The 15,890-nt window shown below is 33.1% G+C and carries 10 protein-coding genes; 6 read left to right on the top strand and 4 right to left on the bottom strand.

Annotated elements, in window-relative coordinates; translation table 11 throughout:
* Positions 1-93: 93 nt before the first annotated feature.
* A complete protein-coding gene (locus tag Q4Q35_RS02265) occupies positions 94-1,197 on the bottom strand; it encodes a DUF2911 domain-containing protein (protein WP_303276299.1) in 1,104 nt (367 codons plus the stop codon).
* Positions 1,198-1,400: 203 nt separating this feature from the next.
* On the opposite strand from Q4Q35_RS02265, the gene Q4Q35_RS02270 reads away from it, so the two are divergent.
* The 6 genes from Q4Q35_RS02270 (at position 1,401) to Q4Q35_RS02295 (ending at position 11,844) form a co-directional block, all read left to right on the top strand.
* Positions 1,401-3,569, top strand: a complete 2,169-nt coding sequence (locus Q4Q35_RS02270) for an endonuclease MutS2 (protein ID WP_303276300.1) — start codon at positions 1,401-1,403, stop codon at positions 3,567-3,569.
* Positions 3,570-3,639: 70 nt separating this feature from the next.
* Positions 3,640-4,515: a polysaccharide lyase family 7 protein gene (locus tag Q4Q35_RS02275; RefSeq protein ID WP_303276301.1), complete on the top strand. Its 876-nt coding sequence runs from the start codon at positions 3,640-3,642 to the stop codon at positions 4,513-4,515.
* A gap of 1,035 nt (positions 4,516-5,550) precedes the next feature.
* Positions 5,551-8,832, top strand: a complete 3,282-nt coding sequence (locus tag Q4Q35_RS02280; RefSeq protein ID WP_303276302.1) for a M60 family peptidase N-terminal accessory domain-containing protein — start codon at positions 5,551-5,553, stop codon at positions 8,830-8,832.
* A gap of 254 nt (positions 8,833-9,086) precedes the next feature.
* Positions 9,087-9,224 (top strand): hypothetical protein, encoded by a 138-nt coding sequence (locus Q4Q35_RS02285; RefSeq protein WP_303276303.1) that lies wholly within the window; start codon positions 9,087-9,089, stop codon positions 9,222-9,224.
* Between the two features lie 17 nt (positions 9,225-9,241).
* Entirely contained in the window at positions 9,242-9,661 is a 420-nt protein-coding gene (locus tag Q4Q35_RS02290; RefSeq protein WP_303276304.1) for a thiol-disulfide oxidoreductase DCC family protein, read from the top strand.
* A 119-nt stretch (positions 9,662-9,780) separates the two neighbouring features.
* A complete protein-coding gene (locus tag Q4Q35_RS02295) occupies positions 9,781-11,844 on the top strand; it encodes a mucoidy inhibitor MuiA family protein (RefSeq protein WP_303276305.1) in 2,064 nt (687 codons plus the stop codon).
* A 103-nt stretch (positions 11,845-11,947) separates the two neighbouring features.
* Here the strand turns inward: Q4Q35_RS02295 and Q4Q35_RS02300 are convergent, their stop codons facing one another.
* The 3 genes from Q4Q35_RS02300 to aroC form a co-directional block, all read right to left on the bottom strand.
* Positions 11,948-12,769 carry a sulfurtransferase gene (locus tag Q4Q35_RS02300; RefSeq protein ID WP_303276306.1) on the bottom strand — a complete coding sequence of 274 codons (822 nt, stop codon included), beginning with the start codon at positions 12,767-12,769 and terminating at the stop codon, positions 11,948-11,950.
* Between the two features lie 185 nt (positions 12,770-12,954).
* The gene (locus tag Q4Q35_RS02305) at positions 12,955-14,277 is read right to left on the bottom strand and encodes a dicarboxylate/amino acid:cation symporter (protein ID WP_303276307.1); all 1,323 of its coding nucleotides are present in this window, start codon (positions 14,275-14,277) and stop codon (positions 12,955-12,957) included.
* A 218-nt stretch (positions 14,278-14,495) separates the two neighbouring features.
* Entirely contained in the window at positions 14,496-15,557 is a 1,062-nt protein-coding gene (gene aroC / locus Q4Q35_RS02310; protein ID WP_303276308.1) for a chorismate synthase, read from the bottom strand.
* Positions 15,558-15,890: the final 333 nt, after the last annotated feature.

Here is a 15,890-nt window from a genome sequence, read left to right on the forward strand (position 1 = left end):
ATTTAAAATAGGTCTCGATTGTGCTCAACCTGACATCCAAATTTAGTGTTGTGACTTTTAATTAAATATAATTTATTATTAATCAAACTCAGATTAATTTATATCTTCTCCTTTTTCCAATTTATCAATATTAGCTTGTACACGAGCTTTCGAAGCCTCATTAGGAGCATTAACTAAAGCCTTTTTTAAGTGAGTCAATGCTTTTGAGTAATCTCCAAAAGCAGAATATGCACGAGCTAAACCATAATGCACAGGCCATGTGTCTTTATTTTTTTTAGCATTCAACTTAAATATATCCAGTGCTTTGTCTTTTTTCCCTTGACCAATAAGCGTTCTTCCATACTGATGCACTTCAAAGATATTAGCCATGGTTAAAGCCTCATCCATAATCGCAGAAGCCGCTTCTTCTTTACCTAATTTTGAAAGTATTTGAGACTTAATTTGAAGGTTGTTAAATGTTTTCTGACTAAAAAACTGTCCTGCAATAGCACTATCAATCCAACCCAGAGCTTCGTTTAGGTCACCATCATTATTTAATGCATAATTAGCAGCTTGTTCCCAGTTTTGACGTTGAAACCCTCCTTGCCCTTTAAATTCTTCTCTAAAACTTGCTAAAACGATATCAGAGACATGCACCTCAATTTTAAATGGTATCTGTTTCTTTTCCCACTGTAAAGCTAATACTGTAGAAGTTGCGTCAACCTTTATAAAATTATAAGTTAACAATTCGGTATGCGCAATCGTACTGGTTGATACATCAACTCTTAATACATCTTTGGAAGATTCATAAAAGTAACTTCCCCAAGCCTTATAATCTTTAGAAAAAATTAATGTAGCTGTATCATCCTCATTAACAATAACATGAAAACCATACTTTCCGGCTTTAAGAGGTTGTCCCTCTATTTTTACATCATCTGTAAATTTTATAATAGTATTTTCATTTGCACCAGCACGCCAGGGAGATTCCTTAGCTGTTCCAAATCCGAGATTATTCATACCGTAAGGCACTAATTTTCCCCAAATTTCTCTTTCGTTTACACTGGGTCTGGAGTACTTAACATAAATGTCTGTTATGCCCACGCGCTGTGATACGCTAGCCATTTGGCTGCCTCTCGGAGCATCTAATTGAGCAAATGTGTAAGAACTTAAAGCAAGAAAAAGGCATGCCAAAAGCGTCGTTAGATTGTTAGTTTTCATTTTAGTTATGTCTTTTTGATTGTGTTCTCAAGGTATGTACAAATCTCATCCACAGATGTTAGCGTTATGTTAAAGAATTAATACTGACTGTTAATTAACACTTTTTAAGAGTTTTAAAACTGTTATTTTCCTTTGTATAAATCCACCTTTTAATCAAATAGAATTTTTAACTTTGTTCACTTATACCTCGATGAGAAAAACGCATGATAAACATTCATGAAAAAACATTAAAAGACCTAGAGTTTTCCACTGTTCTACAACAAGTGAGTGAACATTGTGTAACCCCTTTAGGAAATGAAAAAGCATTATTAACCGCTCCTTATAAAACAAAGGAAGAAGTTCTCAGTGCTTTACAATTAACGAATGAATATCTATCGTCTTTTTATAATGACAATCGGATTCCAAACCATGGATTTGATTCTATTTTAAAAGAAATCAAGCTATTACGCATAGAAAACACATACTTAGAAGCTCATGCTTTAAAAAAAATAGTGTCCATGTCGTTAACAGTAAATGACATTGTCACATATTTAAAAAAGTTTGAAGAATATTATCCGGGGCTTAACGAATTTGCATCGCATATAGAAGTTACCAAAGTAATTATTGAAAAAATAGATGCCATAATAGATCGTTTTGGGGATATAAAAGATAATGCCTCTAACCTACTTTATGAGTTACGCCAATCGATAAACAAAATAAAAGGGAAAATAAATGCCAGTTTCTCATCAGCCTTAAACACCTACCACAATCTTGAATATTTAGATGATATTCGTGAATCTGTCGTAGACAACAAACGTGTCCTCGCCGTAAAAGCCATGTACCGCCGTAAAGTAAAAGGTGCTATAATGGGAGGCAGTAAAACAGGAAGTATTGTTTATATAGAGCCAGAAACAACATTACAACACTCACGAGAACTTAATAATTTAGAATATGAAGAACAAGAAGAAGTTATTCGTATTTTAAAAGACCTTACTAATTATATACGCCCGTTTTTACCGCTATTAGAAAACTACCAAGCGTTTTTAATAAACATTGATATTATTTCGGCAAAAGCCAAATATGCACGTTCTATGAATGCTATTCTTCCCGAAATTTCGGAAGATAAAAGCATGTTTTTACGAGACGCTTACCATCCTTTATTGTATTTAAATAATTTAGAGAAAAAAGAAACTACCTTTCCACAAACCATAGAACTAAAACAAAACAGTCGCATTATAGTGATTTCAGGCCCTAACGCCGGTGGAAAGAGCATTACCTTAAAAACTGTTGGTTTATTACAAGTCATGCTACAAAGTGGCTTATTAATTCCGGTTCACGAGCGTAGTAAAGTTTGTTTATTCGATAGGATTTTAAGTGATATTGGTGATAACCAATCCATTGAAAATCATTTAAGCACCTATAGCTATCGCTTAAAACAAATGAATTATTTTTTAAAAAAATGCAACAAGAACACACTCTTTTTAATTGATGAATTTGGTACCGGTAGTGACCCTGAACTTGGTGGCGCTTTAGCCGAAACGTTTTTAGAAGAATTCTATCATCGTGAAGCCTTTGGTATTATTACCACACACTACTCCAACCTAAAAATATTGGCAAATGAATTACCATGTATGTTAAATGCTAACATGTTATTTGACGAACGTACTTTAGAGCCTTTATTTAAATTAGTTATCGGACAGGCAGGAAGCTCTTTTACCTTTGAAGTTGCTCAAAAAAACGGAATCCCTTACAGTTTAATAAACCGTGCAAAAAAGAAGATTGAACGTAGCAAAGTACGCTTTGATGCCACTATTGCCAAACTTCAAAAAGAACGTTCCCGTTTGGAAAAAACAGGGCAGTCGTTAAAACTGAATGAAAAGAAAAAAATTGAAGAAGCAGATAAGCTTGAAGAAATAAATGCTAAAATCCAAAAGAAACTGGAAAGCTATCAGGAATTATATGATAGTAATCAACGTTTAATCTATCTCGGACAAAAAGTAAACGATATTGCCGAAAAATATTTCAACAATAAACAGAAACGCGAATTAATGGGTGAGCTTTTTAAGCTTGTACAAATAGAAAATTCTAAACGTAAAAAGGTTTCTGTAAAAGCAAAGAAAGTCATTAAAGCAAAGGAAACTCAAGTAAAACAGGAAGTTGAAAAAAAAGTAGCAGTTATTAGAAAAAAGAAAAAGGCTGCCAAGAAAAAAGCTGTAGAAGCCCCAAAACCAAAACCTGTTTTAAAAGTTGGTGATCGTGTACGTATGGAAGATGGCCGTGCCATTGGAAGTATTGATAAAATTGAAAAAAATAAGGCTGTTGTAAACTACGGTATATTTACAACTAATGTTAGTATAGAACAGTTGGAGCTGGTAGAAACTATGAAAAAATAAGAATTTTAATACAAAATTCATTTTCTTAAAAATTTACTTATTTTTACATAAAAAAATTGGTTTACCAGTTATGAGAAGTTTTAAAATAGAACACTTACTATTCTTGTTTTTATTAAGTAGCTTATTAACTTTTTCTTGTAGTTCATCAAAAGATAAAGGCAGTGATGAAGTTGAGGAAATTATTGAAGAAGAAGAAAAGACAGAAAGTAAAATAACCTGGAAAAACTGGTACCTCTCCGTTCCTATTAATAATGGTGACGGTAAGGCTACTTCCATTTTCTACCAAGCAATAGAAAATGATGCATTGACCACTGAACAATCTAAATACTTTTATAAAAATAACGATGGTACTTATACCATGTTTACCAAATTTACAGGCTTCACAACCTCTGGACTATCAGCTTTAAATGATAAATATTGCAGAACCGAGCTTAGAGAATTTTGGAAAGGAAATCAAAGTACTCTAGATAATTGGTACATGAACAATGGTACTCATGTTTTGGAAACAACACTCCATGTCGATTTTGTAGAAGGCAATGGACGTACAATAGTAGCCCAAATACACGGAAAAGAAACAACTGGTCTTATTGGGGCTCCTGCTACAGTTAAAATACGTTGGAATAGTGGCATGATTCAAATTGATTATTATACGAAACCAGATTCTGGAGAACCCTGGACGAGTGCTTTTGACGATAAAATAGATGTAGCCCGCGTAGATAATGAGGTGTTTACATTTAAAATCAAAATTGAAAATGGTAAATTTTATTATGCGCTATACTGTGAAGCCAAAAACATAGATATTGATTACACATTTGTATTTGATTATGTTGGCAACGGATACGCACATCAAAACTATTTTAAAACTGGGAACTACTTTGGCTGGAATGGCGATTATGAAAAAACGGCTCAAGTGACTTTACATGCTGTTAAAACTGATCATTTATAGGTAAACTTAAAAAGTAACTTTTATTAGAAAAAAAGTCTATTTGCAACAACTAAACCACTCCTATGGGCTTCCAGTCCCTAGGTTCGTTTTGGCAGACTGAAAGTCTGCTTCGTGAAATATGGTAAAACTGAATTCGTGTGAATTCGTGAAATTCGTGTCAAAAGTTTTTAGAGGCTGAAAGCGACATGCACTAAAGTACATAGTTTTAATTCCATTTGAGAACAATAAAAGTTTAGAACAATTAGAATTATTGGTTGAAGCAAAAAGTAAAAATCGCATGCGTATACTAATAGCATAATTCCGATTAAAAATCATTATCAAAACACTTTCCTCAGATTTTTTAATTGAAAATATTGAGTTATCATTTAAGGCATGGTATAAAATTCCAGAAAACAAGAGAGCTAATTTTAATGATTTTTGTAATTACATTTTGCCTTATAGAAACGGTAATACGCCAATAGAAAATGGTACACGAAAAAAATTACATGAAAAATATTCTTGGGTTTATAATCTACTTGATGATGGGGCTTCAATCGGACTGCTTGTTGTTTTAACGCTATGCTATAAACTCATTTTCAACAAACTGCATTAAATTTTTATACCTGAGTAGAGGTAACAACGCCATTATATTTTTGATAAAAAAGTACAGTATTACGCTAATAATAAGTACGTTTTTTCGTCTCAATGTATGTAATATTATGGTACATATAAATGTGTATTATGCATTTAATCCTTTAATTCAATTATTTCATAGTTAATTAAACAAAAAATGTATTAAAAGTAATAAGAATTTACAAAAACAAACTCTCTGTTTTGTTCTCTTATTTGAGTTTTTTAATTCACTGAATACACAAATATCAGGAAATGATTATTTAGGAAAATTAAGATGCAGAAATTTTCAAATTAATCTTATCCAAATCCTGTAGAGAAATAAGAAACTATTGTGTGCGCACCAAAACAATAGATATTAGCCCTTTACCTTGTATATGAAAGTATGCCAGGATATAAATAATCAATAAACCAAAACTATAAATCATGAAAAAAAACCATTTACTAGGATTTCTAATGTTATTATGCATTATAGCTTATTCTGCCAATTCGAATTTAGACAATAATTCGGATATCGATTGTACCCTTGAGGGATTATCTATTTTCAATGAAAGTGACTTTATCAATTCTTTAAACCGCATATCAGATCATATCTTGGGCAATACAATGTTAAGTGGAACTCAAATTACTTCAGAACAAGGCATTATAGAAAGTAATGCGTCGCTTTTGTCTAGTAATACCACAGTTATGAATGCCGCATTTGACCTTGTTGAATTGTTTGAAACTGAAATAGGCCCTCTTTTTGTTACAGGCCCAACATCAATTTCTAGGACATCAACAGGTTATGAATTAGAGATATTTATGCTGTATTTGCAACAGCACATTCTTGATTATTGTTACACGGAGGCAAACTTACTGGCTTATCCTTCAATATTTAATGATGTGAAATTTGAAACATCATCTTATTTTCCTGGAGCAGTAAGTCCACCATCAAACAATAATATAAGCTATACAGTTAAAATAAATGGAAATCATCAAGCAGTAGCAGGGTCACCGTATAATTATGAGACAGAAGATGCTCGTAGGCCAACAGGTTGTTATTTAGCACCAGGAAGTGTAGCAACAGTAACAGTACCAAGTTCATTAGTAGGAATAGGAGCAAGTATTTTGGTAGGAGCACATACTTGGAACAACTCTATTAAACCTACTATCAGAAGAATGGATCGTGTATATAAATTATACGATATTAATAGTACAACAGTTACAATTGCCAATCCATTAGGAGGAGGTATTTATATTAATATTCCTTATGAATCTAGTTTGGGTATAGTAAATGTGACTATTAAAAATGTGGTACGTTCTCCATATTTTGCAAATACGGTTGCAAATCAAACAAGTGTTAGTGACTGGCAAAACATAGAGCGTAATCATCCAGCACCATGGGCAGATTTTGAAACAGATAAAGTCATGCATCAAGTTCCAACATCATGGATTTATAATGTAAGTGACCCTTCATCAGCAATGGATGATTGGGATAAATCAATGGATGCTGTTTCTGAAATGTTGGGTAGACCATTATTAAGATCAAAGACTGTAGCGTATCAACAAGTAGATCTACAATTTAGAGGAAGCGCATTTTTTCCTGGTTATCCTCAATGTAATATTACTTATAACCCTAATACAAGTTACAATGGAAATCACGACCATTTCTTAGTAACAGGGCCTTCAGACAGGTCACATAGCGATGAGCTAGATACGTTCTATCACGAATTAGGGCATGCAGAAAGAATTTATAAGTTTAATGGAGAAATTGAGGCGTTTGTTAATTTCTTATATGTAGCAGTTTATAACAAGAAATTTGGAGTTAGTTTAAATGAAGCTTTTGAGGAATCTTCAACAACAGGATATGACCATACGCTTGATGAAGCAGCCATTAGTTGGATGATAGCAGAGAATTTTAGACTAGGTAATCCAATGAGTACTACTGCTGGACAATATCGCCAAGAGTTTCATTATCAACCTAGAGGTTATGCTAAGTATGTTGATATCGTGGATCTTTTTGGGTGGGAAGTATTAGAAGAGTTTTATGAAACTTTAAATGAAGATTATGATGCAGGTACTTATGAATCTGCGAATATTAATGTAAACACGGTACCTACAGATACCAGGACAGTAAGGATGTCTGTTGCTGCGGGTTATGATTTACGTCCATTACTTCATTTTTGGGGAAAGCACCCTGATTTTCCTGGATTAATAGGAGCTTCTATTGAAGGATCTGGCGCAAAAAAGTCCGCTGCAATTTATGACAGATTAGTACATTACAAAAACCTTGTTCCAATGACCAATGAAGCTTTTCAAACCTTTGGTTTACAAGATTTTTCACAATCAGCTATAGACAATGCAAATACTACCTATACAAGTAATGTTGATCAAAGTTATAATGAACGCTTTTTAAATAAATTTTGGAATAGTTATGGAGCAACAGAAGGGCAGGCGGCTAAAGATGAAGTGCAGGCAATTATAGACCGATATTTCCCTGATGGCAGACCAGATGAAGACGATGATGACGATTGTGGTAATGTTACCTATTTTACACCAGATCCAACCAAGACGTATTATATAGATTCACCTGTTCATAATTTACGATTAGCAGCTACAGGAGAAAGTGAAGATGCTTATACCACATCAAGATCAGCTACAGGAGCTGATGTAGAATGGAAGTTTATACAACATAACAGAGGCTCCTGGCATATTCAAAGGGCAGCAGGAGGAACAACACCCCGTTTACGTTCAGATAATAGTGCTAATCCTGATATGCAGGAAACAACTTCAGCCGGTAAATGGACTTATTTTGATTTTCCGGAAGGAGCTACAGCAGGAACGTATTATATAACTCTTCCTTTTGGTCCAGATGGCTTTGAAAGGCTTCAAATAGATCATGCAGAGGGTATAAATATGGTATCTGAAACATTAAAAGGATCTTGGATGTCGTTTGAAATTATAGATGTTGATGATTACGTTGATCCTGGAGAAGGTAATGTTACCTATTTTACGCCAGATCCAACAAAAGTTTATTATATTGATTACCCAGCTAGTAATTTACGATTGGCCGCTACAGGAGAAGATGAAGATGCTTATTTTGTGCCGACAACAACAACAGGAGCTGATGTAGAATGGCAGTTTGTACAAAATGGTGATAATTGGCATATTGATAGGGTCGCAGGAGGAACTAAACCTCGTTTTCGTACTGATAATAGCTTAGTTCCTGATATGAATCCTACAACTTCAGCTGGTACATGGACTCAATTTAATTTTCCTGAAGGTGAAACTACGGGTACGTATTATTTAAATTTGCCTTTGGGACCAGAGAGTTTTCAAAGGGTTTATGTGAATAGTGACGATAATTTGAGAATGGTGCCTAATACATTTACAGGAGGACCGTTAGAGTTTACAATGACGGAAGTTGGAGTTGCCTCTTCAAATCGTATAGCTTCAAAAGAATCAATAACTGAACTTACCGTAGAAGAAATGTCTAAATCTGTTGATGATTTATTGGTTTATCCAAACCCTATGGCCAATAGAGTTATTATTAATGGAGCTAAAAACTCAACTATTTATCTTTATGATATTAATGGAAGAACTTTATTAATCAAAGACATTTCAAATGAAATTGAAACGTTAGATTTAAGTCATTTAGAAAGAGGTTCATATTATGTAAAAATACATTTTGGAACAAAAATCTATACTAAAAAAATAATCAAAAAATAAAATTAACAACAATAATAACATAAAGAACTCCGAAAGAGATAATATCTTTCGGAGTTTTTTTATATAATTAGCTTGAGTTTAAACAGAAGTGCTCTATATAGTTTAAATGAAGTTTAAATAGTATTTAAAAATCGGTATCTATTATAAAAAAAAAAAGCAATCAATACTTCAAGAAATCATTAAAATTATCAGATTCCCTGAACCAAATTGCTAGCATTAGTGAAAAAGAAATTCGCCTAGCCTCTTTTTTACGTATGAATCTCTCTACCAAAGAAATAGCATCAATGCTTAATGTGCTTCCTGAAAGCGTATTAAAATCTAAATATAGACTTAAAAAGAAGTTGAGTCTTAATAAGGAAACCGATTTAAACGACTTTTTAAATAGCATGTAAAGCGGTATCTTTGTACTATGGATTTTAAACTTCCAAAAGGCAAAAAATTAATTCTTTTTGACGGTGTTTGTAACCTGTGTAACAGTAGCGTACAATATGTTATAAAACATGACAAAAAAGATACCTTTATGTTTACAGCTTTGCAAAGTGAGGTAGGTAAAAGCTTAATTGAACATTTTAATATTGATACTAACAAAACAGACTCTATATTATTATACACACCAGAGGACAAAATAGTTTCAAAGTCTACTGCTGCTTTAAAAATTGCCATACATTTAGGCTTTCCTCAAAGTTTAATGGGTATATTCTTTATTATTCCACCTCTTATTCGAAATTGGGCTTATGATTACATTGCCAAAAACCGTTATAAATGGTATGGTAAAAAGGATGCCTGTATGATTCCTACTCCTGAGTTAAAAAGCAAGTTTTTGAAGTGATTTTTATTTATCTAATCCAAATACCTCTTTCACATTGAAGAATAACCTATTCACTCATTCTTAGTTTTAGATTAGAAAGGATAATGATAGTTTTATTATAAATTAAAACCTATCATACCATGAAACATTTATTATATTTCCTTCTATTAACAACTACAATTGCTTTTTCTAACAATCAAAAACCAACATCAACATCAATAAATGAAGTTACTGTTTATGTTAACGGAGCTCAGATTATTAGAACAGCAAAAATTACTTTACCCATAGGTACTACCACATTTAAATTTGACAAACTTTCTCCCAATATTCAAGAGAGTAGTATTCAAATTTCCGGATTAAAATCTGCCTCCATTTTATCTATTAATTATGGTATCAATTATTTATCCAAACAAAATAAGTCAGAAACCATTGAAACCCTTCAAAACCGTATGATGGTACTTAAAGATAATATTCAAAGTGAAGATGATTTAATTTCCGGTTATGAAGAAGAGCTCAAAATCATTCATGATAATAGACATATCGGGAACGAAAATGAAGCCGTTACTTTAGAAAAACTACAGCAATTTGCTAACTATTATAGAAAACGCATTACAGAAATCAAAAACCTGATTCATCTATCTAATAAAAAGAAACGGGAAATGGATGAGCAAATTTCAGAAATACAAAAACAACTAACAGAATTCAATGTTGTAGACAAAGTTCAAACCGGAGAGATTACTATAAAACTTAATACAATCAAAATAAGCCAGTTAGATTTAATTATTAAATACAATGTTGATAATGCAGGATGGTTTCCAATATATGATATAAAAGCAGACAAGATTAACAATCCGTTGCAACTTTCTTATAAAGCCCATGTTTATCAAAGTACCGGGAGCAATTGGGATGATGTAAAACTAACACTATCTACAAGTGATCCAAATACGAATAACGAAAAGCCAGAAATAAATCCAAAATATTTAAATTTTATAAGTAGATACAGTAATTACAGGAGTAGCAATGCCACCAAAAATTACAATTATAAATACAACCCTTTTGTACAAACTGTAAGTGGCATTGTTACCGACGAAACTGGTGCTCCCCTACCAGGAGCAAATATTATAGTAAAAGGCACTTCAAATGGAGCTATTTCAGATTTTGATGGTAAATATTCCATTAAAACCAACGGAGAAAAAGAGCTTGTTTTTTCTTATATTGGTTATAAATCTGAAACCTTACCCATTCACTCTAGTATTATGAATATTAATCTGGAGGCAGATATAGCGCAACTAGATGAGGTTGTAGTCACCGGGTATGCTACAGCAAAAAATAGAAGCATTTCTGGAAGTGTTGCTGGTGTAAAAATAAGAGGGGCTTCTAATAGCACCAATAGCGCAAACCCTTTAATTATTATAGATGGGGTTATAAGCTCCCAAAATGATTTATCACATCTTGACCCAAATTTAGTTGTATCAACAGAGGTTCTGAAAGATAAAGCCTCAACAGCGGTATATGGATCAAGAGGAAACAATGGTGTTATTTTAGTCACCACAAAAAAAGAAACATACACATCAAACGGAGATGTTATTGAAGAAGGCATTACAAACCGAAGATTTGAAATTAAAAAATCATATACCATTCCTTCAGACGGAGATATTACTGTAATCGAAATTGACAAGTATGAAATACCCGCTACTTATGCATACTTTGCAGCTCCCGTGATTAATGAAAATGTATTTTTAACTGCAAAAATGAGTGATTGGGAACAATATAATTTACTTCCCGGTGAAGCTAATATTTATTTTGATGGAAGTTATTCTGGTAAAACAAATATTAACCCACAAGCAACTACCGACAGCCTTACTGTTTCTTTAGGAGTAGACCCTAATGTTGTGGTAAAACGTAATACAATTAACAACTTTAAGAAAAACAATTTAATTGGTAACAATAAAATTATTAATAAAAATTATGAAATCGAATTAAAAAACAATAAGCAATCTGCTATAAGTTTAATTCTGATGGATAGAGTTCCTGTAAGTCAAAATAGAGAGATTAAAGTAGATGATATTGATTATGGTGTTGCAGAATTCGATTCAAAAAAAGGGCTTCTAAAATGGAAAATAAACCTTAAACCTAATTATTCTAATAAATTCAGTTTTTCTTATACACTAAAGTACCCAAAGTATAAACGAGTTAATTTATAGTGTCGAATAATTTAAAAGTCTTAGAGTTTATATTATATATTCTGAGACTTTACTTTAAGTTTTTAAGACTAAAACACTGTTTTAGAAAAACCCTTTCCATGGTTCACTCATCTACCAAACTCCCCCACTCTGTCCAAGAACCATCATACACCGAAATATTTTTATAACCAGATATAGTAGCTCCTAATGCTAAAACACAAGCAGTAATACCCGAACCACACGAAAAAACAATAGCATCTTCTTTTTTGGCTCTCTTATTAAGCTCTTTTTCGATGTCTTCTTTAGGTCTTAGAATCCCATTATCTAACAAATCTGTAAAAGGTAAGTTTACCGAATTTGGGATGTTACCCATTCTTAGACCTTCTCTGGGTTCCGGTTTTAGGCTCTTAAATCGTCCTTCAGACCGTGCGTCAATGATATGGTGTGTTTTATTTTCTGAAGCGACTTTCATGCCTTCAAAAAACGCCATGTATTCTGGTTTATGATTTGCTTTAAAGTTACCTAATTTACCATCATAGCTTTTCATTGCCTCAGCTTTATAATTGGCTTTTTTCCAAGCTGGAAATCCACCATTTAAAACAGCAATATTATCATGGCCAAAGGCTTTAAACAACCACCAAACACGGGCACTTGAGTAAATACCTTTATCATCGTAAACGACTATAGCACTATTTTTATTGATTCCTAAGCCTCTAGCCTCTTTTTGAAACTGTTCTGGCGATGGAAATGTACTTGGAAATGGTGCATTAACATCACTGAATTTCTTTTTAATATCAAAAAATCGTGAATTTGGTATTTGAGTTTGTGATGGATCGAACACTTTATTTATAGTACCATCTAGAATAACAAGATTACTTGCTTCTAAATGATTATGAAGCCATTCTACCGAAACTATAGGTGATGAAATTGAAATATTAGAATTCATTATTTTTATATAAAGGCGTTAATGCTCAAAGTTTTAAATTGAATACTAGTTACTTTACACTGTTTAATACCAAACATGATGAGATGTCTCAATCGTGCCTCATTTCGACATGACAAAACGTTACTTTGAGTATCATTTATCATGCTGCCCACTGAACACTGAACACTGAACACTAAAAAAAGGTATTATTTTACTTTATCATAATTATCATCCCATTCCTTAGGTTGTGGTTTGTGCAACTTACCCAAAGATTTAGCAACTATCATAGATACAGTAGCATCACCAGTAACGTTTACAACGGTTCTACACATATCTAATGGCCTGTCTACCGCAAAAATAAGAGCTAATCCGATAGGTAATAATTCTGCTGGAAAACCAATAGATTCTAGAACAATTACTAACATAACCATACCAGCACTGGGTACCGCAGCACTCCCAATTGATGCTAATAATGCTGTGGCAACTATAACTAGTTGATTGGTAAATGTTAAACCTTCCGGCCAAATAACTTGCATAATAAATACAGCTGCAATGCCTTGATACAAACTGGTACCGTCCATATTAACGGTAGCTCCAACTGGCAAAACAAAACCTGACACTTCTTTATCTACGCCAAGATGCTCTTCTACGCGCTCCATAGTAACCGGTAAGGTTGCAGCACTACTACTCGTTGAAAAAGCTAATAATTGTGCAGGACTTATTTCTTTTAAAAACCACATAGGTGATTTTTTGGTATAAACACTTACTAAAATGAGGTAAAAACCAATCATTAAAATTAAACCGCCTACTACACATAGGGCATAATTTAATAGTTTTAGAAGTATTTCGGTATCATCAAAAGCAATAATAACATTAGCCATTAAAGCAAATACAGCGTAAGGTGCAAAAAGCATAATAAGATCGACCATTTTCATGACGACTTCGTTTAACGAATCGAAAAAATCCACTAAGGGTTTAGCCTTCTTCTCAGAAATTAATAATAAACAAATACCAACAAATAACGCAAAGAAAATAACCTGAAGCATCTTGGCTTCTCCTAATGCTTTAAATATATTACTTGGAAAAATATCAACCAACGGTTGTAGTGGTCCTGCATCTTTTTGTGCTGTTGCTTTGGTAAGTTTATCAGCAACACCTGCATCATTTTCGTATTTTGATTTAATTTTTTCTATGGTATCTTGGGGCATTCCATCTCCCGGCTTTATAGTATTTACAATACTTAAGCCTATAATTATGGCTACTAAGGTTGTTCCCACATAAATACTTATGGTGCGTAAACCCATAGTTTTAATCTTAGAAATATCCTTTAAATCTGAAATCCCTTTTATTAAAGAAGCCAAAATTAATGGTACTGCAATAAGTTTAAGTAGATTGATAAAGATGGTACCAAAAGGTGCAATCCAATCACTTACAAAACCCTTTCCTCCTACGGAATTCATAATAAATCCGAAAATAATTCCTAGAACCATACCAATAATGATCTTCCAGTGTAATGCTAGTTTTTTCATGCAGTAATATTTCTATATAATTAATTGTAAATTTTCACAGCAAGATAAGTATTTTTTAGCCCCGATAGAAGTCTTTAGACCATACCCAAGAAAATTTATCTTTTTTCTTTTAGAATTATGTTTGGTCTGGAGTTGAATTAAGATCTATTAAACATATAATTCAGATACTTAATCATCTTTAGTATAAGAAAGATATAATAGAAAACGAAGAATAGCTATTAGCTATACATCTTATTAATCAAATAAAAATCGGCTAAAACCAACGCAGCCATCGCTTCTACAATGGGTACAGCTCTTGGAACCACACAAGGATCGTGACGACCTTTACCTTGCATTTCGACAGTTTTACCTTCTTTATCAATAGTTTCGTATTTCTGAATAAGTGTTGCTACTGGTTTAAAGGCTACATTGAAATAAATATCCATACCGTTGCTTATACCACCTTGAATACCTCCTGAAAAATTAGTTTTAGTGGTACCATCGTTATTAAACGAATCGTTATGATCGCTCCCATACATCGTACTACCTTCAAATCCACTACCGTATTCAAATCCTTTAACAGCGTTAATAGAAAGCATGGCTTTACCTAATTCTGCATGTAACTTATCAAATACAGGTTCTCCTAAACCAACGGGTACATTTTTAATCACACAACTTACAATACCTCCTACCGTATCGCCTTTACCACGCACTTCTTTTATGTAAGTTTCCATAGTTTTTGCCATAGCTTGATCTGGACATCTTACAATATTCGATTCTGTTTTTGTTAAATCTAATTCGGTATATGGTTTGCCTAGCTTCATAGTACCAACTCCAGAAACATAAGCCGTAATCTCAATGTCTTTAAGTACTTGCTTTGCTACAGCTCCTGCCACCACACGACATGCGGTTTCTCTTGCAGAACTACGTCCACCACCTCGATAATCTCTAAAACCATATTTTTTGTCGTACACATAATCGGCATGACTAGGTCTGTAACTATCTTTTATATGAGTATAATCATGGGATTTCTGATTGGTATTTTCAATAACAAAACCAATAGACGTCCCTGTCGTTTTACCTTCAAAAATACCGGAATAGAATTTAACGGTATCCGGTTCTTTTCGTTGCGTAACTATAGCTGACTGACCCGGTTTTCTCCTGTTAAGTTCATTTTGAATGGCATCCAAATCTAATTCAATTCCGGGAGGGCACCCATCAATTACGCCCCCTAAAGCAGGACCATGAGATTCTCCATAAGTTGTTAAATTAAATAGTTTTCCAAAGGAATTGCCTGCCATAAATAAAATTTTGCTGCTAAAATAAACCTTTTTTCGAAATCATGTACCCCAAATGCTGTGTTATGATGGTATTTTTTAAATTTATTTTTAACATATAAAATCACGAAACAAAGCTTTATTTATCTATAAAAATAAACCACTCCTATGGACTGGAAGTCCATAGGTTCGCTTTGGCAGACTGAAAGTTTGCTTCGTGAAATATGGTAAAACTGAATTCGTGTGAATTCGTGAAACCTGCCAGCCGGCAGGCTGGTTCGTGTCAAAAGTTTTTAGAAGCTGAAAGCGACATGCACTAAAGTACTATAGTTTTAACTCCATTTGAGACCAATAAAA

The organism is Flavivirga aquimarina (assembly GCF_030540835.1).
Classification (GTDB): domain Bacteria; phylum Bacteroidota; class Bacteroidia; order Flavobacteriales; family Flavobacteriaceae; genus Flavivirga; species Flavivirga aquimarina.